The organism is Stutzerimonas sp. FeSN7 (genome assembly GCF_030263795.1).
GTDB classification, from domain to species: domain Bacteria; phylum Pseudomonadota; class Gammaproteobacteria; order Pseudomonadales; family Pseudomonadaceae; genus Stutzerimonas; species Stutzerimonas stutzeri.
The window spans coordinates 2,998,936-3,020,142 of the sequence record NZ_JARPMN010000001.1 but is presented as its reverse complement, the minus strand read 5'-3'; the positions used below and the strand labels follow the sequence as shown (position 1 = coordinate 3,020,142).

The window sequence follows — 21,207 nt, the reverse complement described above, 5'->3', positions numbered from 1 at the left end:
GCGACATGGAAAACCGACTCGGCAGCGGGGCACGCGGTCTCGATAGCGGCAGCTATACCGACCTCAATCGTCTCAGCCAGCTCAAGGTCGGCAAAGACCGCGATGGCGAGGAGAACGTGCGCAAGGTTGCGCAGGAATTCGAGTCGTTGTTCCTCAACGAGATGCTCAAGTCGATGCGCTCGGCTACCGAGGTGCTGGCCAAGGACAACCCGCTGAACAGCCAGGCGACCAAGCAGTACCAGGACATGTACGACCAGCAACTGTCGGTCAGCCTCTCGAAGGAGGGCGGCGGCATCGGGCTTGCTGACGTACTCGTGCGCCAGCTGAGCAAGCAGACCGAGACGGTGACCCGCAACAACCCGTTCGCTCAGGTCGCACGAACCGAGGGCGCGGCCTGGCCGAGCAAGCCGGCGGCGGCTGCGGTCGAGTCCGGCCGGGATGACTCGCGCCTGCTCAATCAGCGTCGACTGGCTCTGCCGGGCAAGGCGAGCGATCGCCAGCTGGCCAACGTATCGGCTACCGCGCCGACGACAACCGGCGAAGGCGCGCAGCCGCTGGTCAATGTCGACTGGAAGCCCGCCACGGCGTTCGTTCCGCCGAAAGACCGGCCATTGACGGTCAATGGCGTGGAGAAGAGCGCGCCCAATTCACCGAGCAAGACGCGCTTCAGTTCTTCCGAAGAGTTCATTACGACCATGTTGCCGATGGCCGAGAAGGCAGCCGAGCGCCTGGGTATCGAACCGCGATTTCTGGTAGCACAAGCCGCGCTGGAAACCGGCTGGGGCAAGTCCATGATCCGCCAGGCCGATGGCAGCAACAGCCACAACCTGTTCGGCATCAAGGCAACTGGCTGGAAAGGCGCCTCTGCCACCGTAATGACCACCGAGTACGTCAACGGCAAGGCAACCCGCGAGAAGGCGGGGTTCCGCGCGTACGACTCGTTCGAGCAGAGCTTCGATGATTTTGTCAGCCTGCTGGAGAACAACGACCGCTATCGGACCGCTATCCAGGTCGCGAGCAACACGGGTGATTCGGAGCGTTTCGTCAAGGAACTGCAGAAAGCCGGCTACGCCACCGATCCCCAGTACGCCCGCAAGATCACCCAGATCGCGCGCAAGATGCAGACCTATCAGACCGTTGCCGACGCGAATTCGGTGCCCGCGATGCGGACCAGAGGCTAAATCATGGCTGACCTATTGAGCATTGGCCTTTCCGGCCTGGCCGCCAGCAAGACCCAGCTGTCCATCACCGGCCACAACATCACCAACGTCAACACGCCTGGCTATAGCCGGCAGGACGCAACCCAGGCTACCCGCTCGCCGCAGTTCAGTGGCGCCGGCTATATCGGCTCGGGGACCACACTGGTGGAAGTTCGCCGCAGCTATAGCGAATTCCTCACCAGCCAGCTGCGTAGTAGTACATCGTTGAGCGCGGATGTGGAGGCCTACAAGAGCCAGATCAATCAGCTCGATTCATTGCTGGCAGGCACAACCACCGGCATCACGCCCTCGCTGCAGAAGTTCTTCTCGGCCCTGCAAACTGCTGCCGAGGACCCGGCGAATATCCCTGCACGTCAGTTGGTTCTGGCTGAAGCAGAGGGTCTGGCGCGGCGTTTCAACACGGTCTATGACCGGCTCTCCGAGCAGAACAATTTCACCAACAAGCAGATGTCCGCTGTCACCGATCAGGTAAACCGGCTGGCAGGCAGCATTGGCAGCCTGAACGAAGCGATCGCCATCGCCGCGGCAAATGGTAAGCAGCCCAACGATCTGCTCGACGCTCGTGACGAGGCGGTTCGCCAGTTGTCGGGCTACATCGGCGTGACTGTCGTTCCGCAAGACGACAAGAGCTTCAACATCTTCATCGGCAGCGGCCAGCCGCTGGTTGTCGGCAGCACGGTGGCGCGTCTCGAAGTCGTGCCAGGGCAGGGTGACCCCAACCGGCATGAAGTGCAGTTCATCAGCGGCGGCTCGCGGCAGGGCATCACGTCGCAGATCACCGGCGGCGAGCTGGGCGGGCTGATTCGCTATCGCGAGGAAGTGCTGGATTCCACCATGAACTCCCTGGGCCGCCTGGCACTCGCCGTGAGCGACCAGGTCAATACGCAGCTGGGGCAGGGGCTGGATCTCAAGGGACAGGTCGGTTCGGCACTGTTTGGTAACTACAACGACCCGGCGCTGGCCAGGTTGCGTGTCAATGCGTTTGCTGGCAACAGCAATGCACAACCGGTCCTGAACATCACCAATACCAGTCAGCTCAGCACCAGCGACTACCTGATGGAGTATGACGGTAGCAGCTACAAGATACGGCGGCTGAGCGATAACCAGCTGATGACGGCTACGGAGAATCCGGCGGGTACTTTGTCGATCACTGACATGAATGGCCGCGATCAGGGCTTTCAGATCGTGCTGGGCAATCCGCCGCCGGCGCCTGGCGACAAGTTCAGCCTGCAGCCGACCCGGCGTGGCGCTTCTGATATCAAGGCGACGCTGGATCAGGCCGACCAGCTGGCCTTCGCCGCGCCGGTGAGATCGGGAGCGGAGCTTAAGAACGCAGGCACCGGGATAGTTGGCCAGCCAGACCTGCTGTCGGGACCTTCGCCAATCAGCTTTGCAGCGCTGCAGGGTTTATTTGGTAGCGCAGGGACCACGGTCACGTTCACAGATCCAAACACCGTCACGATTACCGGTGGTTCGGCGCAGTTCCGGAGCGTTAACGACAATACTACGCCACCGACAATTACTTTTTCACCGACTGCAACCGTCACGCCAGGGCAGCGGAATTCGTTGATCATTGAAGGCGCCGGTTACCAGTTTGAGTTTTCGCTGAGCGGCACACCTAAGGATGGCGACAAATTTACGATGGGTTTCAACCAGAGCGGCGTCTCCGACAACCGCAACGCCTTGAAGTTGGTCGACCTGCAAACAAAGCAGACCGTCGGCGTGACCCCAGGTATGGCTGGCTCGGGCTTCAGCTTCACCGACGGCTACGGCGAACTGGTCGAGCGTGTCGGCACCTTGACCGCCCAGTCGCGAATGGACAGCGAAGCGACTGGCGCGATTCTCAAGCAGGCCACTGATAACCGCGATTCGCTATCGGCTGTAAACCTGGATGAGGAAGCGGCAAACCTGATCAAGTTCGAGCAGTACTACAACGCCTCGGCCCAGATCATTCAAGTTGCCCGCTCCTTGTTCGATACGTTGATCAGCTCCTTCAGGTAACAGGCCCGACCTATGCGCATTTCTACCGTGCAAGCATTCAATAACGGCGTCGCCGGACTGCAGCGCAACTACGCCAACGCGACCCGTACCCAGGAACAGATCAGTACCGGCAACCGCATCCTGACACCAGCAGATGACCCGGTAGCGTCGGTGCGCCTGCTGCAGCTGGACCAGCAGCAGAACGTGCTGAGTCAATACAATGCCAACCTGACCGCGGCGAAGAACAGCCTGACCCAGGAAGAAGTCACTCTCAACTCGGTCAATACCGTGTTGCAGCGTGTACGTGAGCTTGCCGTACAGGCGGGCAACGGTGGTCTGAGCGCCGAGGATCGGAAATCCATCGCTGCCGAACTGCGCGAGCGCGAAGATGAACTGCTGTCCTTGATGAACACACGCAACGCTCGCGGCGAGTACCTCTTTTCGGGCTTTCAGGGCAAGACACAGCCATTCGTGCGAGATGGTGCCGGCAGCTATAGCTACCAGGGCGACGAGGGGCAGCGGAAGCTGCAGATCGCTAGTTCGCTCAATATCCCCATCAGTGACAACGGTAAGTCAATTTTCCAGAACATCACTAATGCCGGGCGTTTAACAACCGCTCCAGTGTTTAACGCGAGCGCGCCAGTGACGAGCACCCTAGTTGTCTCTGCGCCGCTAGTAAGTGATGAGGTGGCTTTTTCAGGAGCCGAACCGTTTCCGCCAGAGGGCATTGAGCTCGAATTCCAAGCTGACGGAAAGTACGTAATTTATCGCTTGCCCAGGGCACTTGATCCTGCTGACGACGTTGTTTTAAAAGATGATTTGTCGATGGATAACGATCCCAAGAAAAGCGATAAATTGGTTTTTCGCGGCGTTACGGTACACCTTGACGGGACTCCGGCTGAAGGAGACAGGGTTGCGATAGTACCTGGCAGCATTTCAGGCCTTGATACGGACGGAAGTGTTCTTCGCGACCCCAACGCGACGGTGCAGAGCAAACAAGGCATTCTCGACACCATCGCAAACCTTCGTTCCGCACTCGAGAACCCTGGCTCCAACGGGAACGGCGTCCGTGACGCCGTCGCGGTAGCCCTGACCAATCTCGACCACGGCATGGTCAGCGTCGATGCTGCTCGCGGTAACATCGGTGCTCGCCTCAATGTGATCGAAACGACTCAGACCGACAACGAAGATGTCGCGTTGGTGAACAAGGCTGTCCAAGCCGAGCTGCGTGAGCTGGATTACGCCGAGGCCCTGTCCAGGCTGTCGTTTCAGACCATTCTCCTCGAGGCGGCTCAGCAGAGCTACGTCAAGATCAGCGGCCTGAACCTGTTCAACGCGATGCGCTGAGAGGTTTGACGAGGTTCGCAAAAAAACGACCTCGTTTTGACATCGGTGGGTAGGCGGCTAGATTGGCTGACGCGGAGCAGGATGTCCCGCAGAACTCCCCAATCGCATAAGGAGCATGCTCATGCGCAACGCTTTTATTGCCGCAGCGGCTTTTGCCGTACTTTCCAGCTTTTCGTTCGGCAGCTACGCCGCCAGCCAAGCCCAACCGACTCCGACCGCCCCGGCGGCAGCCGTGGCGCAAGCGCCAGTGAACCTCAATACCGCCGACGCCGCTACGCTTACTCGCGAGCTGAAAGGCATCGGTGCAACCAAGGCCAAGGCCATCATCGACTACCGGGAAGAGCATGGACCGTTCAGTTCGGTCGATGAGCTGCTCGAGGTAAAAGGGATCGGCTCGGCCACTCTGGAAAAATTGCGGAGTCAACTCAGCGTTCAGTGATTGAAAGACCGGGCCGTTCGCAATGGGCGGCCCCGTCGTGGCTTGATCGGCTGCCCAGATAGTCGCCCGCCTGCCACACCGAACACCCTGTGCAATGGCCAGTCAAAGAGCTTGAAAGGCATTGACATTCCGCGGTTATGCACATTCGAAATAGCCCCATTCATTCTGCTCCCTCATTTGTACATTGCTTTTGTGGCATTTTGTAAATCATTGATTTAAAAGGGAATCATGAGCTGAGTAAAAAAACACCGATCTGTTCGCCACCCCCGTGGCACGGGCGTTAGCGGCGGTCATCCAGAAACTGTTCACAAGGTTATCCACAGGTTCGGTGGATAACGTAGCCGAGGTCACGGATGGCGCTGGCTGGAGGTGTCTGATGAAAGCTCCCTGGAATTTGCTGCGCTATTTGCCGCTGGCGCGGCGTCTGATCAAGCACGGAAGAATCCCCGCTCTGCTTCTCGCCGTGGCCCGCAAGTCATCATCCAAGCGTGGGCTGATAAAGGGGCTTCGCGAGGACCTGTCGCTGCTACAGGCGCTGTGTGTTGCCTGGTGGCGCGGCGAGTATCGGGCCATCAGCCCCAACGCGCTGGTAGCGGTGGTCGCCGGCCTGCTCTATTTCCTCTCACCATTGGATGCGATTCCCGATTGGATTCCCGGGCTGGGATTTGTGGACGATCTCGCTGTTCTGGGCTGGGTGATGCGTAAGTGGTCGGCTGAACTGGATGCGTTCAGAGCCTGGAAGCAGACGCAGACGGCCGAGCGCCAGGCCGCCCTGAAAGAGCTCCCGCAACTTGACGAGCCCCGGGCTGGCGGATGATCAGGCCGATGCAGCGGCTATGGGGGTACGCCCGTTGGTCGGCAGCATTCGGACATTTGCGGCGTCGATCCCGATTCGCTTTTGCCTCCTGCAGGCAGGTGGCTTCAACGAGCCGCGAGGGCTGTTAAGATTCCGCCTCTGATCGAGAAGCCAGGGGAAATAGACGGATGAACGTACAGGTCATCATGCGTGACGGCTCGCCGGAATACGCCGTACTGCCATGGGACGAGTACCAGGCTCTGCTTGCCGCCGTAGGCGCACCATCTTCCTCGGCTACGGTTTCCAGCCCGGACACGCAGCGGCTATCGGCGCTTACCGAATTGTCTTCGCTTCGTGAGGGCAAGGGACTCAGCCAGGACACGCTGGCGCGCTCGGTCGGGATCAGTCCCGCCTATCTCGCACTGATCGAGGCGGGCGAGCGGGTTCCCGATGCGGCCATTCGCCGGGCACTGGCCCGCGCATTAGAGATCGATGGCTGGGAGGGCGACGCTTGACGTCGGTATCCATCAGCCGCCAGCACTGGCAGGCATTGCTCGGCGAACTGGATGATGCGCGGCGGCAGCGGCACCTGGTGACCTACCGAGCGCTAATCGAGCGCCTTCAGCTGCCCACGCCGGCGATGCAAACCCTGACCGCGGCACTGGAATACCTGGCCGCTCTGGACGCCCGCTCGGAGCGCCCATTGCGTAGTGCGCTGGTCATCAGCCAGGGCGCCAGCCGTCTGCCGCGAACCGGTTTCTTCGAATGCGCCGCCCGGCTCGGACGGTTCTCCGGTCCGGTCGATGGCGCCGCAGCCGCATCGTGGCATGCCGGCGAGGTGGCTCGGGTGTTCGAATTCGACTATCCGGAGGATGTCTGATGTTGGGAAGGCTGCGTGCCAGGCTCGGGTACTTCACAGCGCGCAAACTGATGAAGTCGCATCGTGCGGTCCAGCAACCGAAACTCTGGCGCTGGATGGAGGGGCAGTTCGCGCGCATGGCGGCACAAGGCGATGTCGAGGCCCAGTGTTTCTACGGGCATATCCTCTATTTTCGTGGCCTTGGTCATGGCGCCAAGCGTGAAGGGGTTCGCCTGCTGCGGCTCGCGGCAACGGCCGGTGATGTGAAGGCCGCGTACCAGATGGGTGTCATCAGCCTGAGCGAGGATGCCTCCCACGGCCCTGATGGCAGCGAAGCGGCGCGATGGTGGGCTCAGGCCGCCGAAGCGGGGCACCCGCTGGCGGCAGTTCGCCTCGAGCAGCTCTATCGGGCCGGGGGGCATGGTCTGGCTGCCGACACTCGTCAGGCCGACCGCTACAAGGAGAAGGCAGCACAGCTCGGATTGTGAGCATCCTTCGACGTACTGTCCGCATCCAGGACATGCACGCTCGGGCCGAACGTCTGCTTGGCTTGCCGTTTGGCCTCCGATGCCAGGGCGGCAAGCCTTCCAGCGTCCAGCCGGTCGGTGTGTTCCGGTCGTACATCGACGATCCCAATCGACAGCGACAGGAGGGCAAAGCGCTGCTCCCGCCCGTCTCGGTTGGCAGAGACGAAACCTCCCGATTCCAGGTGCTCGCGTTGGTAGAAGGTTCTGCTGCGGCGTAGAAACTCATGTTGCAGCTGATCGATTCGCTGCAGACCGTCCTGTCCACCCAGAACCAGCATGAAGTCATCGCCACCTATATGGCCGACAAAGTCCACCCGCGGATCGACCCGTTCGTTCAGGCATTGCGCCAGGCACAGCAGGACCTCGTCACCCTTGGCATAGCCGTAGAGGTCGTTGAAGGGTTTGAAGTTGTCGATATCCACATAGCAGACCAGCGCCTGGCGCCGTTGCAGCAGCAGGCGCGTCAGGCATTGCTGGATAGGCACGTTGCCAGGTAACAAGGTGAGCGGGTTGGCATGACGCGCCTGCTGGATTTTCAGTTCGGTTATCAGCCTCAGCACATCGATGACCCGACCGAGGCCGTGATAGCGCCCAGCCTGTGTGATGACAAAATCCTCCTCGATGCGCTGGCGGGCTCGGCTGGTCAGCAGTCGGCTTACCTGCTGCAGTGACTGGTCGAGCTCAACGGCAAGGAAGTCCGTGCTCATCAGGCGGCTCAGGGGTTTGCGCGCCAGCAGGTCGGTGGCGTACGGCTTGAGCAGCGCCTCCGAGATGAGATTGCGGTGGATGACGCCAACGGGTCTGGCATCGGTATCGAGAACCGCAATCGAGTTCAGGTTGGGCTGCAGGCGAAACGCTTCCAGCATCTCCGCAACCGGGCGATCGGCCGACATGGCCGGTTGCTGGATGAGCAGGGCGCTGAGGTTGCCGGTTTCCTCGCCGAAGGCCGTCTGCACTTCCGACTGGGGCAGCACTTCGTCGATATTCTGAGGCGGCAGCTCCATCGGACGTCCGAGCAGGTAGCCCTGAACCAGGTCGATGCCCATGCTGGCGAGCACGACCAGCTCCTCCTGCAGTTCGATGCCTTCGGCGATAACCTGGGCTCGTGAAGCGCGGGCGATCTTCAGGATCGATTCGACGAACTCGCGCTTCACCGGGTCGAGATGGATGCCGTCTATGAAGTAGCGGTCGATCTTCACATAGTCGGGACGCAGCTCCGACCACAGACGCAGGCTCGAATAGCCGGCGCCGAGATCATCCAGGGCGATGCTGAAACCCATCGAGCGGTAATGGTGAAGCGCTTTGTCGAGCAGCTCGAGGTCATCTGCCGGGGCCTGTTCGGTAAGTTCGATGACGACCTCATCGGCGGAGATGCCATAGGCCTGGAGCAGCTCGAGCGTCCGCCCGGGCTTGTGCGTGGCATCGAGCAGGGTCTCTGGCGAGGCGTTGAGGAATAGTTTGCCGCGTAGCGCGCCCTGACTGTATCGCCGGCACGCCGTTTCGCGACAGGTCATTTCCAGCTCGTTGAGGCGGCCGGCATGACGGGCCGTGGTAAGCAGGTTGATCGGCGAGTGCAGGGGGCTGTTGGACGGTCCGCGACTGAGCGCTTCGTAACCGAGTATTCGTCGCTCGGAGAGCGACACGATGGGTTGGAACAGGGTGGTGATGTCGCCGTGAGCAAGGATCTGTCCCAGCGTGCTCAACTGCTCGGTGACTGTCATGGGAGGACTCTGGGCTGAAAGAAAAGGGGCCGCATTGCGGCCCCTTCATTTCACGTCACCGTGATGTCAGTTTGATGACATCGCGGGTTGCGCGCCCTTCAGTGCTTGGCCATTGCCGAGCTGAGGCCGAGATAGTCCAGCAGGATGCGACCGCTTTCGGACAGGTAGGCATCGTCCTCTGGTTTCGGTTTGTCCACCTCCTGATGCGGCGTGGTTTCGTCGTCCTTCTCCAGCTTGGCCAGCGGCTGTTCACCCTTCGCCAGCCGCAGCGCGTTTTCCAGCGCTAGCTGACGCTTCTCGATATCCGCCTGCTGAGCACGGCGTTTCTCTTCGTTGAGGCTGACGGTGGTTTCGTGCATCAGCTCCTGGGCGAGCGCCAGGCGGTCGCGGGTGAAGACGAAGTCCGGGTTCTCGCCGGTGCGCGCCTCATGGCGAGCCTTGAGTTCGGCCAGGAAGGGTTTGAAGGGGTTCATGTCGGGATTGATCGCAGCGCGGATGCTGTCCCACGGCAGCGCTTCGGGCAGGGCGCTTTCGCCAATCTCCTTGGTGTCGACATCGGCCGGGTAAGCGATGTCCGGAATCACGCCCTGGTGCTGTGTGCTCTGCCCGGAAACGCGGTAGAACTTGGCCAGGGTCAGCTTCAGCTCGCCATGGTTGAGGGGTTGGATGGTCTGCACGGTACCCTTGCCAAAGGTCTGGCCGCCAAGGATGAGCGCGCGATGATAGTCCTGCATGGCGCCGGCGAAGATTTCCGAGGCGGAGGCCGACAGCCTGTTCACCAGCACCGCCAGCGGGCCTTTGTAGAATGCGCCGGTCTGCTCGTCGGCCAGCACGTCGACACGGCCGTCGCTGTTGCGCACCAGCACCGTCGGGCCCTGGTCGATGAACAGGCCGGTGAGTTCGGTGGCTTCCTGCAGCGAGCCGCCGCCGTTGTTGCGCAAGTCGATGACTACGCCGTCGACCTTTTCCGCTTCCAGTTCGGATAGCAGCTTCTTCACATCGCGGGTGGTGCTCTTGTAGTTCTGGTCGCCGGCACGCAGGGCCTTGAAGTCGAGGTAGAACGCCGGAATCTCGATCACGCCAAGCTTGAAGTTCTGGCCCTGATGCGCGAGGTTCAGCACCGACTTCTTGGCGGCCTGCTCCTCGAGCTTGACCGCCTCACGGGTGATGGCCACCACCTTGCTGCTCTGGTCGTTCGGTGCATTGCTCGCCGGGATGACTTCGAGGCGGACCACCGAGCCCTTTGGACCGCGGATGAGCTTGACCACCTCATCCAGGCGCCAGCCGATCACGTCGACCATTTCGTCGTTGGCCTGGCCGACGCCGATGATCTTGTCGGCCGGTGCCAGCTGCTTGCTCTTTTCTGCCGGGCCGGCCGGCACCAGGCGTACGATCTTGACGTGCTCGTTGTCGCTCTGCAGCACCGCGCCGATACCTTCCAGCGACAGGCTCATGTTGATGTCGAAGTTCTCGGCATTGTCCGGCGAGAGGTACTGGGTGTGCGGATCGTAGGACTGGGCGAACGCATTGATGTAGGTCTGGAACACGTCTTCGCCGCGAGTCTGGTTGAGGCGCGCCAGCTGGTTCTTGTAGCGTTTGGTCAGCAGCTCCTCGATGGCCTTGGGCTCCTTGCCTGCAATCTTCAGGCGCAGGACCTCGTCCTTGACGCGCTTGCGCCAGAGGTCGTCGAGCTCGGCCATGTCCTTGGCCCAGGCGGCTTTCTCGCGGTCGACCAGCAGCTCTTCATCGACGGTGAAATCGAAGCTGTCGACGCCCTTGCCGAGCAGGCCCAGAGCAAAGTTGAGGCGGTTCTGCAGCCGCTCGAGGTGCCGCTTGTAGATGGCGAAGCCGGGTTCGAGGTTGCCGCCTTTGAGGAAATCATCGAACTGGTTGCGCCACTTGCCGAATTCTTCGATGTCGGATGCCAGGAAGTAGCTGCGCGCAGGGTCGAGCATCTTGATATAGCTGTCGAAGATCTTCGCCGAACGCGCGTCGTTCAGCGGCGGCTTGTTGTAGTGATGGCGCTTGAGCAGCTCGACGACGTTGAGGCTGGCGATCACCTGATCACGATCGGGTTGCAGGTAGTCCCAGTTCTCCGGCGTGCTGACCGCTTTGGCCATCGCCAGGGATGCGTGAAGGCCGAACAGGACGGCGAGAACGGTGCAGGTCAGCGTACGTTTCATGGCTTGGGGGCGACGTAAGGCAAGGGAATAACGCATATTAGGCCATCTAAAGTAGGCGCCGGTTCGGTTTTTCCGTCCGGCGGTGGAAAGCACGAGCCCGATGGTACAGGGTGGTCAGAAGAGGCCAGCGAGCGATCAGTTGGGTGGACATAGATAAGAACCACTATGGAGGCAGCATGAAGGCATTGCAAGGTATCGAGGGGCATCTGGAGTGGGCCGAGCGGCCCGCTCCCGCATGTGGCGAAGGGGAGGTCCGCATCCAGGTGGCGGCCGCTGGGCTGAACCGGGCGGATCTGCTGCAGCGCGCCGGCCATTACCCGCCGCCCGCAGGCGTGACCGACATCCTTGGCCTGGAGTGTGCCGGCGTGATCGCCGAGGTGAACGGACGCAGCCGCTGGAAGGTGGGCGACCGCGTCTGCACCTTGTTGGCCGGAGGCGGCATGGCCGAGGAAGTGGTGGTCGATGCCCGCCACGTGCTGCCGGTGCCGGAAGGCATGTCGCTGCACGAAGCGGCTGCGATTCCCGAGGTATACGCCACCGCCTGGCTCAATCTCTACCGCCTCGGCGCGTTGCTGGCCGGCGACAAGGTGCTGCTGCATGCCGGTGCCAGCGGTGTCGGCTCGGCGGCCATCCAGTTGTGCAAGGCGTTCGGCAATCCCTGCTGGGTCAGCGTCGGCTCGGCCGAGCGTCTGGCTTATTGCGAGTCACTGGGCGCACAGGGTGGTGTGCTGCGTGGCGACTCGCTGGAAGCGCTGCGTGACTTCGGGCCGTTCGACATGATCCTCGATCCGGTCGGCGCCAAGTACGCCGCGCTCAATCTGCAGCTGCTGGCGATGGACGGTCGCTGGGTGATGATCGGCCTGATGGGCGGCCGCAAGGCCGAGATGGACCTGGCGGGGCTGCTGGCCAAGCGTATCCAGTTGATCGGCTCCACCCTGCGCAGCCGCGACGCCGACTACAAGGCCGGCCTGCTGGCAGAGATGGAGGAGAAGGTCTGGCCGCTGTTCACCCAGGGCAAGCTGTCGCCGCGGCTGGAGCGCACCTTCGCCATCGGCGATGTCGAGGCCGCGTTCGAGGCTCTGGCCAGCAATACCGTGTCCGGCAAGCTGGCCCTGGTGATCGACAGCTCGCTGTCCTGACGGGCCTCCGGCAGGCTCGCGGCGATCGCGGGCCGGCCGGGACAGCTCAGGGCAGCTGGTTGCTCGCGTAGAAGGCGGTCAGCACCTTGACCAGATGGGCCAGGTCCTGGCTGCCGGCCAGCTCGCGAATCGAATGCATGGCGAAGGTCGGCAGGCCGATGTCGACGGTGCGCACGCCCAGCTGGCTGGCGGTGATCGGGCCGATCGTCGAGCCACAGCCCATGTCGCTACGAGTGACGAAGCTCTGCACCGGCACCTCGTTTTCCAGACAGAGATGGCGGAAGAAGCCGGCGGTTTCGCTGCTGGTGGCATAGCGCTGGTTGTTGTTCACCTTGATCACCGGGCCGGCGTTGAGCTTCGGACCGTGGTTGCCGTCGTGCTTGTCCGCATAGTTCGGGTGAACGGCGTGGGCGTTGTCCGCGGAGATCAGCAGCGAATGGCTGACCGCACGCTGGAAGTCGTCTTCGTCCGGCAGCAGGCGACGCAGTACCTGCTCCAGGAACGGGCCGTCCGCGCCGCACATGGAGGTAGAGCCGACTTCCTCGTGGTCGGTGCAGACCAGCACGCAGGTATGTTCGCGCTCGGCAGCGAGCAGGGCCTGCAAGCCGGCAAAGCACGACAGCAGGTTGTCCAGCCGAGCCCCTGCGATGAAATCTCCATGCAGGCCGATGACCGCGGCGCTCTGGGTGTCGTAGAAACTCAGTTCGAAATCCAGCACCACATCGGCGACCAGCCCATGCTCACGGCCGAGCTGATCGGCGAGCAGTGCACGGAAGTCCGGGCTTTCCTGGCTGGCAATCTGCGCGAGGATCGGCGGTAGTTCGTTCTGCGCGTTGATCGCCCAACCCTGATTGGCTTCCCGGTTGAGGTGAATCGCAAGGTTGGGGATCGTTGCGATCGGCAGCTTGAAATCGATCAGCTGGCTCTCGATGCGACCATCCCGGCTGTAGGTCACCCGTCCGGCCAGGGACAGATCGCGGTCGAACCAGGGGGCCAGCAGGGCGCCGCCGTAGACTTCGACTCCTACTTGCCAGAACCCCTGGCGCTGCAGTTCCGGCTGTGGCTTCACACGCAGACAGGGGCTGTCGGTGTGGGCTCCGACCAGACGCAGGCCGTGCTCGACCAGCGATTTGCTGCCCAGCTGAAACGCCACGATGGCCGAATCGTTACGGGTGACGTAGTAGCGTCCACCAGGTTCGGTGTGCCAGACCTCGCGCTCATCCAGCGCACGGTAGCCGGCCGCCTGCAGTGCCTGGGCGAGATTCTGGGTGGCATGGAACGGGGTGGGCGATGCCTGCAGGTACTCGATCAGGCCTTGGTTGAGAGCTTTGCGCATTTCGGACTCCGGACTGCAAGGTCACGAAGTCTATCCCATCGCATGGCATGGCTGCATTCCCACGGCCTCAACTGCGCCGAGCGATGGCCTCGAACAGATGCCAGTGCTTGTCCTGGCCGGTCGCCGTCTTGCCGTCGAACTCGATCTCGTTGAGCTCCAGCAGCTCCCAGTCTTCGAACAACTCCAGAAGCTGCTCATAACGATGACAGGTGAGGTTGCGCCCCGCCCAGCTGTCACGAAGCCCGAAAAAGTGACCGCTGAACAGGCCACCCCTGCGCAGGCACTCCATGATGCGCGTCCAGAGACTCGTGAATGCCTCCGGTTTGCAGAACGGTAAAGCGAAACTGGCATTAACCAGCTCGACGGTGGGAAGGGGAGCACCACTCTCGAATGGCTCGCAGAGCGTGGTGAGCTTATGCACACCGGTGTCCACCTGTGCCCGCAGCGCATCGAGCGCGGGGCTGGACTGATCGAGTGCGACCACGCTCCAGCCATCGCGCAGCAGCGCCAGGCTGTCGCGACCTGCGCCGCAGCCCAGGTCAAGCGCGGTTCCGGGAGGCGCTTTCCAGAGGTTGAGCGCCTTGCGCAGGCTGGGGTGTTCGGGGGCGCCGCGGGTCGCCTGAAGAAATCGCTCCATCAGAATGGCGCGGGACACTCGAAGCGCAGGCGCTCGCCTGTCTGCGGATGAGTCAGGGTAAGCATACTGGCGTGCAGGCACAGCCGCTCATGCGCGTGCAGCGCCTGTTCATGCGCGTAAAGCCGGTCGCCGAGCAACGGGTGACCGATCGACAGCATGTGCACCCGCAGTTGATGAGAGCGCCCGGTGATGGGGGTCAGTTCGACGCGGCTGTAGTCGCCGCAGCGTTCGAGTACGCGCCAGAAGGTCAGCGCATGCTTGCCCAGTTCGTGATCGACCACATGCCGTGGCTTGGTCGGCGGGTCGTAACGCAGCGGCAGGTCGATGCTGCCACTGTCCTGCTCCGGCTGGCCCCAGCACAGCGCGGTATAGGCCTTTTCCGTTTCGCGGTCATGAAACTGACGGGACAGCTCGCGGTGCGTATCGGCGTCGCGGGCGAGCACGATGAGCCCCGAGGTCTCCCAGTCCAGGCGGTGCACGATGCGGGCTTCGGGGTAGCCGTTCTCCTGCAGGCGGGTCACCAGACAGTCACGATTGTCTTCGGCCCGTCCTGGCACGGAGAGCAGCAGGGTCGGCTTGTTGATCACCAGCAGGGCGGCGTCCTGGTGAATGATCTGGATGTTGCTAAGAGGCATTGTTCTTCCCACAAACGAAGACGGCGACCCGTGGGCCGCCGCTTCTGCACGCCGTGCCGCTCAGCGATCCGGCAGGGTGATGTTCAGTTCGAGAATCGAGCAGCTGCCCTGATCCTCGAGGGCGACCTGAACCTGATCGCTGTCGATGTTGACGTACTTGCGGATCACCTCGACCAGCTCCTTCTGCAATGCCGGCAGGTAGTCCGGCTCGGTGCGCTGGCCGCGTTCGTGGGCGACGATGATCTGCAGGCGTTCCTTGGCAATGGCGGCCGGTGTTTCCTTCTTCTTGCGTTCACGGAAGAAGTCGAAGAGGTTCATTCGCGGCCTCCGAAAAGTCGTTGCAGGAAGCCAGGCTTCTTGACGTCGAGAAAGCGGTGCGCCACTTCCTTGCCCAGCAGGCGATCCACCGCGTCGCTGTAGGCCTGACCGGCGTCGCTCTGGTCATCGAGGATCACCGGGATGCCCTGGTTGGACGCCTTGAGCACAGCCTGCGACTCGGGGATCACGCCCAGCAGGCGGATGGAGAGGATTTCCTCGACGTCTTCGACGCCGAGCATTTCGCCCTTGGTGACGCGCTCAGGGTTGTAGCGGGTCAGTAGTAGGTGTTCCTTGATCGGCTCTTCGCCGTTTTCGGCGCGACGCGACTTGCTGGCCAGCAGGCCGAGCATGCGGTCGGAGTCGCGTACCGAGGAGACTTCCGGGTTGGTCACGACGATGGCTTCGTCGGCGAAGTACATGGCCAGATGCGCACCTTTCTCGATGCCCGCCGGGGAATCGCAGATGACGTATTCGAAGTTCTTGCCCAGCTCGTCGATCACCTTGCCGACGCCTTCCTGGGTGAGGGCGTCCTTGTCGCGCGTCTGGCTGGCAGCCAGCACGTAGAGGTTCTCCAGACGCTTGTCCTTGATCAGGGACTGGGTCAGGGTGGCATCGCCATTGATGACGTTGACGAAGTCGTAAACCACCCGGCGTTCGCAGCCCATGATCAAGTCGAGGTTCCGCAGACCGACATCGAAGTCGACGATGACAGTCTTGTGGCCGCGCAGAGCGAGGCCGGTACCGATGGCGGCGCTGGTGGTGGTTTTACCAACGCCACCTTTGCCGGAAGTGACTACGATGATCTTGGCCAAGGTGATTCACCCTAAAAATTGAAAAAATCGGGACCTTCCGCCCGGTTTTGGCGTCAGGATTGCCCGTTTGGTCCTTGAAAATTCGCGGCAGTATCCGTTAAAGGCGGGTGATGTTCAACACGTCGCCGGAGAGGCTGATGCGTACCGCTTCAGCCCAGAGAGGATCGCGTCGCAGGTCCTCGGCGACCTTGTATTGGCCGGCGATGGAGACCATTTCCGCTGCGAGCTGCTGGCAGAAGATCCGCGCCGAAGTATCGCCCTTGATGCCAGCCAGGGCGCGACCGCGAAGCGGACCGTAGACATGGATGTTGCCATCGGCGAGAAGTTCCGCACCGGGGCTTACCGGCGCCAGCACAATGAGGTCGCCGCCCTGTGCGTAGATCTGCTGGCCGCCGCGGATGGGCGTGGTGACCACGCGGGTCGGGCGGTAGACCAGTTCGGCAGGCTTGGCCGGAGCCTTCGATGCCAGGTCGACCTGGCGCTCGCGAGCCCCCGAAGGCGGCAGCACCGGTAGATCCAGCACCGCCGCTGCTTCGATATGCGCCGGCTCGCTGGCGCGCAGGGCCAGAGTGCGCAACCGATGCTTGCGGCAGAGTGCGACCAATGCCTTGATGTCGATTTCCCGCGCCGCCTCGGGCAATTTGTCCAGCGCCAGGACCAGCGGCGTATTGTTGAAGAAGTCCGGGGCTTGCTCGACCTTGGCCGCGAGCTGTTCGTCGAGACGTTCGATGTCGTTGCTGGCCAGCTCCAGCACGGTGATGGCGAGCATGCTGCCCTTGAGCTGGAAGGCTGGGGACTGGTCGGGGAGGTCGGCTTGGCTCATGGTCTGCCTGCTGCGGTAAATGGCGAGGACTTATAACGAGGTGTGCCGCTGCCTGCAACCCGCCGCGTGTGTCCTGGGCGATCGCTGGTGCGCCGAGGCTCGGTCAACCACGGCTTTTGCCGCTAGAATGCGTCGCTTCATCGGTTGTCGAGCTATTCATGGACCGTCCTCAGTTTCGTGCGTACTTCCTGCATCCGCGCTTCTGGCCGCTGTGGCTGGGGCTTGGACTGCTCTGGCTGCTGGTGCAGTTGCCGTATCCGCTCTTGCTGCAACTGGGCCGTGGGCTCGGTGCGTTGATGTTCCGATTCGCCGGTTCCCGGCGCTACATCGCGCGACGCAACCTGGAGCTGTGCTTTCCCGAACTCAGCCAGTCGCAGCGTGAACGTCTGTTGCGCGAGAACTTCGCGTCCACCGGCATTGCTTTCTTCGAAATGGCGATGAGCTGGTGGTGGCCGCAGGCGCGCCTGCAGCGGCTGGCAAAGATCGAGGGACTGGAGCATCTGCAGCAGGCCCAGGCGGCCGGGCAGGGGGTGATCCTGATGGCGCTGCATTTCACCACGCTGGAAATCGGCGCCGCATTGCTCGGTCAGCGCCACACCATCGATGGCATGTACCGCGAGCACAAGAATCCGCTGTTCGACTATGTACAGCGCCGCGGACGCGAGCGGCACAACCGCGACGCCACCGCCATCGAGCGGGAAGACGTGCGGGCCATGCTCAAGGTTCTGCGTGCCGGCCGCGCCATCTGGTACGCGCCGGATCAGGACTATGGCCGCAAGCAGAGTCTGTTCGTACCGCTGTTCGGTATCCAGGCCGCCACGGTGACCGCCACCACCAAGTTCGCTCGGCTAGGCAGGGCCAAGGTCGTACCGTTCACGCAGGAGCGCCTGGCGGATGGTTCGGGTTATCGGCTGGTGATCCATCCGCCGCTGGAGGATTTCCCTGGCGAGAGCGAGGAGGCCGATTGTCTGCGCATCAATCAGTGGGTCGAGGAGGCCGTCAGCGCCCTGCCTGAGCAGTATCTCTGGGCGCACCGGCGCTTTAAGACCCGGCCGGACGGCGAGCCGGGGCTGTACAAGAAAAAGAAGAAGCGCAAGGCGGTGTAATGCGCTTTCCTGCCCGTGCAGCGTGGCGGCGTGTGGTGCGCTAACGCCACCCCATAGGTGACGGCCGGCTACATCCCGGGCGGCATCCCGGTGGTTCCGGCCATCCAGTCGACCCAGCCGAATCAGGCCAGCGTTCCATCGCGGAAATCCCGCAGCGCCTGCTCGATCTCCTCCCGGCTGTTCATCACGAAGGGGCCGTACTGCACGATGGGCTCGCCCAGGGGGCGCCCGGCCAACAGCAGCAGGCGGGTTCCCGACTCGCTGTGCAACCGCACCTCACCATGTTCGGACAGGCGCACCAGCTGGCCTTTGCCCAGCGTGTGTTCGCCAAGGCGCAGCGCACCCTCGTAGACATAAAGCAGCAGCCGATGGCCTTCCGGCACCTGCGGGCTGATGCCGCTACCGGCCGGCAGATGCAGATCGAAAAGCTGCGGCTCGGTATCCGGACGCTGCACGACGCCCGGCTGCTCGATGCCGTCGACCTTCAGCGTGCCGGCGATGACTTTCGCCTGTACCCCGCCTGGCAGCGTCAGCTGTGGAATTTCCGCCGGTGCGAAGTCACGGTAGCCCGGCTCGCCGAGCTTGGCGTAGGCGGGCAGGTTCAGCCACAGCTGGAAGCCGCGCATGAGGCCTTGCTCCTGCTCCGGCATCTCGCTGTGGATCACGCCGCGCGCTGCGGTCATCCACTGCACGCCGCCACTTTCCAGCCGCCCGACATTGCCCATGTGATCCTCGTGACGCATGCGCCCCTCGAGCATGTAGGTGATGGTTTCGAAGCCGCGGTGCGGATGTGGTGGAAAGCCGGCGATGTACTCGTCGGGATCGTTGGAGCCGAACTCGTCGAGCATCAGGAACGGATCGAAGCGTTCCGGCGCGGCGCCACCAAATACGCGGGTAAGACTGACGCCGGCGCCGTCGGAAGTGGCGCGGCCGGTGGTGATGGAAAGGATTTCACGCTGGGACATGTCGAATGCCTCTGGTCTGGAATGACACCAGAATAATCGTGCGGCTTCGATCAATGGTTGCGCATTATCGCTCTATCCAATCGACTGCTTGGATCATTCCTTCACCATGAGGTCCCTCGCACGGCTGTAGACATAGCGCACCTTCTCGTACTCGAACGGCGAGTTCAGCTGGCCGTAACGGAAGCTGGTGACGTGGCGGGCGTTGATGGCGCGCAATGCGGTCAGGCTCAGCTCGCCACCGGTGGTCTCGGAGTACTGGAGGAAGTCGACCTGTCGCTCGACGGCGAAATCGGTGACGCGGCCGGTGGCATCGCGCAGGTTGGAGGGGCCGAGAGCCGGAATGATCAGGTAGGGCCCCTGGGGAACGCCCCAATATCCGAGCGTCTGGCCAAAGTCTTCGCTCTGGCGCACCAGACCCATGCGTGTGGCCGGGTCCCAGAGTCCGCCCACGCCCAGAATGCTGTTGAACAGGAAGCGGGCGGTGGCATTCGCCGCACGCTGTCCCTTGAGCTGCGCGACGCTGTTGAACAGCGTCGGAATCTCCCCGAGGTTGGCGAAGAAGTTGCTCACACCGGTGCGCACCGGTTGCGGCGTGACATAGCGATAGCCTCGCACCACCGGCAGCATCACCCATTGATCGAGCCGGTAGTTGAAGTGGTAGATGCGCCGGTTGACCGATTCGAACGGGTCGTAGACATCCAGCGCCTGAAAGGTGGCGCGCTCGAACTCACGTTGATCCAGCCCCGGATTGAACTCCAGGTTGCGTAACGGATGGGTGAAGCCATCCTCGTCGACCGCCGGTGTGTCGGCGAAGGCCAGGCCGCTGAGCAGCAGCAGCGGCAACAGCATTCCTTTAGCCACGGAAGAACTCCAGCATATGTTGGGCGTTGACGCGGTAGGTGAGGTTGCCGCAGTGGCCGCCGCGCGGATAGAGCGTCAGGCGATCGCCGAAGGTGCGGCGTAGAAAGCCGATGTCACCGGCACCGAGGATCACGTCGTCGGCGTTGTGCATGACCGCGATCTTCGGGCTCTGGCGCAGATAATCCTCGAGGGCATAGAGGCTGACCTGCTGGATCAGCTGCGGCAGGCTGCCGCCGTCGTACTGCGCCCGCCACATGGGAATCAGCTGCTCGGTGATGTAGCAGTCGAAGTCGCAGAGCAGGGCGCGCTTGAAGAACGGCTCCAGGCGTGTGCCCTCGTTGATCGGATAGTCCTGCGGCACGATCAGTCCGCGACGGTTGATCAGGTCCGAGGTGAAGTTGATGTCGGCGGCGGAAAAACGGAACACCGAGCCGATCAGCATGGCCATCTGCTCGTCGCTGAGCTTCAGCGCCGACTGCTGGAAGTCGTAGAGCATCGCCTCGTCGAGGTCGATGTAGCCGCGCTGCCGGTAGTAGCGGGTGAGCTTTTCCAGCACCACCTCATAGAAGGTGGTGTGGTTGTCGATGCCGTCGACGCGGGTCTGCACCAATTTGTCCAGGTTGCCGACCGAGGTGTAGAGGTTCACCGGCGGGTTGAGCAGCAGCACGCGCTTGAAATTGAAGCTGCCGCGGGTTTCGTCCAGCTGGCTGACGAACGCGGCGTTCAGCGCGCCGAGGCTGTAGCCGGTGAGGTGGAACTCGGTGACAGGCAGCTTGTGATGCCTGGCGCGAATGGCCTGCATGACCCGATAGAGATCCTTGGCATCGTCGGCACTGATGCCAGGTGTGGCATAGCGCGAGGCAGCGGACATGAAGTCGTAGCTGGTGGGCGAAGACAGCTGCACCACGTGGTAGCCGGCGCCGTAGAACAGCCGCTTGAGTGCCTCGGTCTTGCCCGCCGAGTAATGCGCACCGGTGCCGGAAATGATGAAGATCAGCGGCGCCGGCCCGCGCTGGCGTGCCAGGCGATAGCGCAGCTGTTTGACCGGCCAGAAGTTGTCCGGCAGGGTGAATTCGCGCTCCGGCCGCAGACGCAGGCTGTAGTCAGCCTGGTCGATGGCGTCGTCGCTGGGTACCTCGGCGCGCAATGCGCTCGGCGTGCCGGCGATGGTCGCTTCGAAAGGATTGGCCAGGGGGTAGCCATACTCCTCGATGCTGAGATCAGCCGCGTGCAGCGGCGTAACGATCAGGGCGAGCAGGGCGGTCAGGCGCAACAACAGCTGCATGGTGTATCTCCGTTGACAGGCCATCGCGGCCTGTAGCGAGGCGGCAACGGATTTCTCGTGCCGCCTGTCCCATCAGAACTGCATTGGCAGCGCAGTGCAAGCCAACATCTCTATGGCAGCGGCGCGGGGAATTCGATCCCTGCGCGGGGATGGAAATGCCGACGGCTCGACAGTTGCTGTCGAGCCCCGATGGCAAGCAGTACCCGTGCGGGGCAGGC

21 protein-coding genes are annotated in these 21,207 nt (G+C 62.5%); 10 read left to right on the top strand and 11 right to left on the bottom strand.

Annotation, left to right across the window (positions count from 1 at the left end; genetic code table 11):
- The first annotated feature begins 5 nt into the window (after positions 1-5).
- From flgJ to P5703_RS14115, 8 genes are all read left to right on the top strand, one after another.
- Positions 6-1,181, top strand: coding sequence for a flagellar assembly peptidoglycan hydrolase FlgJ (flgJ, locus tag P5703_RS14150; RefSeq protein ID WP_256518921.1), 1,176 nt, complete (start codon positions 6-8; stop codon positions 1,179-1,181).
- Positions 1,182-1,184: 3 nt separating this feature from the next.
- Positions 1,185-3,221 carry a flagellar hook-associated protein FlgK gene (flgK, locus tag P5703_RS14145; protein ID WP_285587575.1) on the top strand — a complete coding sequence of 679 codons (2,037 nt, stop codon included), beginning with the start codon at positions 1,185-1,187 and terminating at the stop codon, positions 3,219-3,221.
- Positions 3,222-3,233: 12 nt separating this feature from the next.
- The gene (flgL, locus tag P5703_RS14140; protein WP_285587573.1) at positions 3,234-4,547 is read left to right on the top strand and encodes a flagellar hook-associated protein FlgL; all 1,314 of its coding nucleotides are present in this window, start codon (positions 3,234-3,236) and stop codon (positions 4,545-4,547) included.
- Between the two features lie 121 nt (positions 4,548-4,668).
- Positions 4,669-4,986, top strand: a complete 318-nt coding sequence (locus P5703_RS14135) for a ComEA family DNA-binding protein (RefSeq protein WP_014596208.1) — start codon at positions 4,669-4,671, stop codon at positions 4,984-4,986.
- A gap of 376 nt (positions 4,987-5,362) precedes the next feature.
- The gene (locus P5703_RS14130; protein WP_279639612.1) at positions 5,363-5,803 is read left to right on the top strand and encodes a YkvA family protein; all 441 of its coding nucleotides are present in this window, start codon (positions 5,363-5,365) and stop codon (positions 5,801-5,803) included.
- 167 nt (positions 5,804-5,970) lie between these two features.
- On the top strand, positions 5,971-6,297 hold the full coding sequence (locus P5703_RS14125; protein ID WP_013982241.1) for a helix-turn-helix transcriptional regulator: 327 nt from the start codon (positions 5,971-5,973) through the stop codon (positions 6,295-6,297).
- Complete coding sequence (locus tag P5703_RS14120; RefSeq protein WP_013982242.1) at positions 6,294-6,662, top strand: hypothetical protein; 369 nt, start codon at positions 6,294-6,296, stop codon at positions 6,660-6,662. The genes P5703_RS14125 and P5703_RS14120 overlap by 4 nt, the downstream gene beginning before the upstream one ends.
- A complete protein-coding gene (locus tag P5703_RS14115; protein WP_014596209.1) occupies positions 6,662-7,129 on the top strand; it encodes a tetratricopeptide repeat protein in 468 nt (155 codons plus the stop codon). Before P5703_RS14120 ends, P5703_RS14115 begins: the two co-directional genes overlap by 1 nt.
- On the opposite strand, the gene P5703_RS14110 is transcribed toward P5703_RS14115, so the two are convergent.
- Both P5703_RS14110 and P5703_RS14105 read right to left on the bottom strand, forming a co-directional pair.
- Positions 7,096-8,889, bottom strand: a complete 1,794-nt coding sequence (locus P5703_RS14110) for a bifunctional diguanylate cyclase/phosphodiesterase (protein WP_017244645.1) — start codon at positions 8,887-8,889, stop codon at positions 7,096-7,098. The two genes, P5703_RS14115 and P5703_RS14110, sit on opposite strands and share 34 nt — an antisense overlap.
- Before the next feature lie 98 nt (positions 8,890-8,987).
- Entirely contained in the window at positions 8,988-11,072 is a 2,085-nt protein-coding gene (locus P5703_RS14105) for a carboxy terminal-processing peptidase (RefSeq protein WP_285587558.1), read from the bottom strand.
- 176 nt (positions 11,073-11,248) lie between these two features.
- Here P5703_RS14105 and P5703_RS14100 point away from each other — a divergent pair, with 176 nt between their 5' ends.
- Positions 11,249-12,211 carry an NAD(P)H-quinone oxidoreductase gene (locus P5703_RS14100; RefSeq protein ID WP_014596212.1) on the top strand — a complete coding sequence of 321 codons (963 nt, stop codon included), beginning with the start codon at positions 11,249-11,251 and terminating at the stop codon, positions 12,209-12,211.
- A 46-nt stretch (positions 12,212-12,257) separates the two neighbouring features.
- On the opposite strand, the gene P5703_RS14095 is transcribed toward P5703_RS14100, so the two are convergent.
- The 6 genes from P5703_RS14095 to minC all read right to left on the bottom strand — a co-directional run bounded on the left by P5703_RS14095 (position 12,258) and on the right by minC (position 16,772).
- The gene (locus tag P5703_RS14095; protein ID WP_014596213.1) at positions 12,258-13,547 is read right to left on the bottom strand and encodes a M18 family aminopeptidase; all 1,290 of its coding nucleotides are present in this window, start codon (positions 13,545-13,547) and stop codon (positions 12,258-12,260) included.
- A 67-nt stretch (positions 13,548-13,614) separates the two neighbouring features.
- Positions 13,615-14,184 carry a class I SAM-dependent methyltransferase gene (locus P5703_RS14090; protein ID WP_285587553.1) on the bottom strand — a complete coding sequence of 190 codons (570 nt, stop codon included), beginning with the start codon at positions 14,182-14,184 and terminating at the stop codon, positions 13,615-13,617.
- The gene (locus P5703_RS14085; RefSeq protein ID WP_014596215.1) at positions 14,184-14,819 is read right to left on the bottom strand and encodes an RluA family pseudouridine synthase; all 636 of its coding nucleotides are present in this window, start codon (positions 14,817-14,819) and stop codon (positions 14,184-14,186) included. The genes P5703_RS14090 and P5703_RS14085 overlap by 1 nt, the downstream gene beginning before the upstream one ends.
- Before the next feature lie 60 nt (positions 14,820-14,879).
- Positions 14,880-15,137, bottom strand: a complete 258-nt coding sequence (gene minE / locus P5703_RS14080; RefSeq protein ID WP_003301267.1) for a cell division topological specificity factor MinE — start codon at positions 15,135-15,137, stop codon at positions 14,880-14,882.
- Complete coding sequence (minD, locus tag P5703_RS14075; RefSeq protein WP_013982251.1) at positions 15,134-15,949, bottom strand: septum site-determining protein MinD; 816 nt, start codon at positions 15,947-15,949, stop codon at positions 15,134-15,136. The genes minE and minD overlap by 4 nt, the downstream gene beginning before the upstream one ends.
- A gap of 97 nt (positions 15,950-16,046) precedes the next feature.
- Positions 16,047-16,772, bottom strand: coding sequence for a septum site-determining protein MinC (minC, locus tag P5703_RS14070; RefSeq protein WP_020307340.1), 726 nt, complete (start codon positions 16,770-16,772; stop codon positions 16,047-16,049).
- 158 nt (positions 16,773-16,930) lie between these two features.
- Here minC and P5703_RS14065 point away from each other — a divergent pair, with 158 nt between their 5' ends.
- Positions 16,931-17,878 carry a lipid A biosynthesis lauroyl acyltransferase gene (locus P5703_RS14065; RefSeq protein WP_020307341.1) on the top strand — a complete coding sequence of 316 codons (948 nt, stop codon included), beginning with the start codon at positions 16,931-16,933 and terminating at the stop codon, positions 17,876-17,878.
- Positions 17,879-18,000: 122 nt separating this feature from the next.
- Here P5703_RS14065 and P5703_RS14060 read toward each other — a convergent pair whose 3' ends face one another.
- From P5703_RS14060 to mlaY, 3 genes are all read right to left on the bottom strand, one after another.
- Positions 18,001-18,843 (bottom strand): pirin family protein, encoded by an 843-nt coding sequence (locus tag P5703_RS14060; protein ID WP_172883151.1) that lies wholly within the window; start codon positions 18,841-18,843, stop codon positions 18,001-18,003.
- 93 nt (positions 18,844-18,936) lie between these two features.
- Positions 18,937-19,692, bottom strand: a complete 756-nt coding sequence (locus P5703_RS14055) for an MlaA family lipoprotein (RefSeq protein ID WP_014596219.1) — start codon at positions 19,690-19,692, stop codon at positions 18,937-18,939.
- Positions 19,693-19,696: 4 nt separating this feature from the next.
- Entirely contained in the window at positions 19,697-20,989 is a 1,293-nt protein-coding gene (mlaY, locus tag P5703_RS14050) for a lipid asymmetry maintenance lipase MlaY (protein WP_014596220.1), read from the bottom strand.
- Positions 20,990-21,207 lie beyond the last annotated feature (218 nt).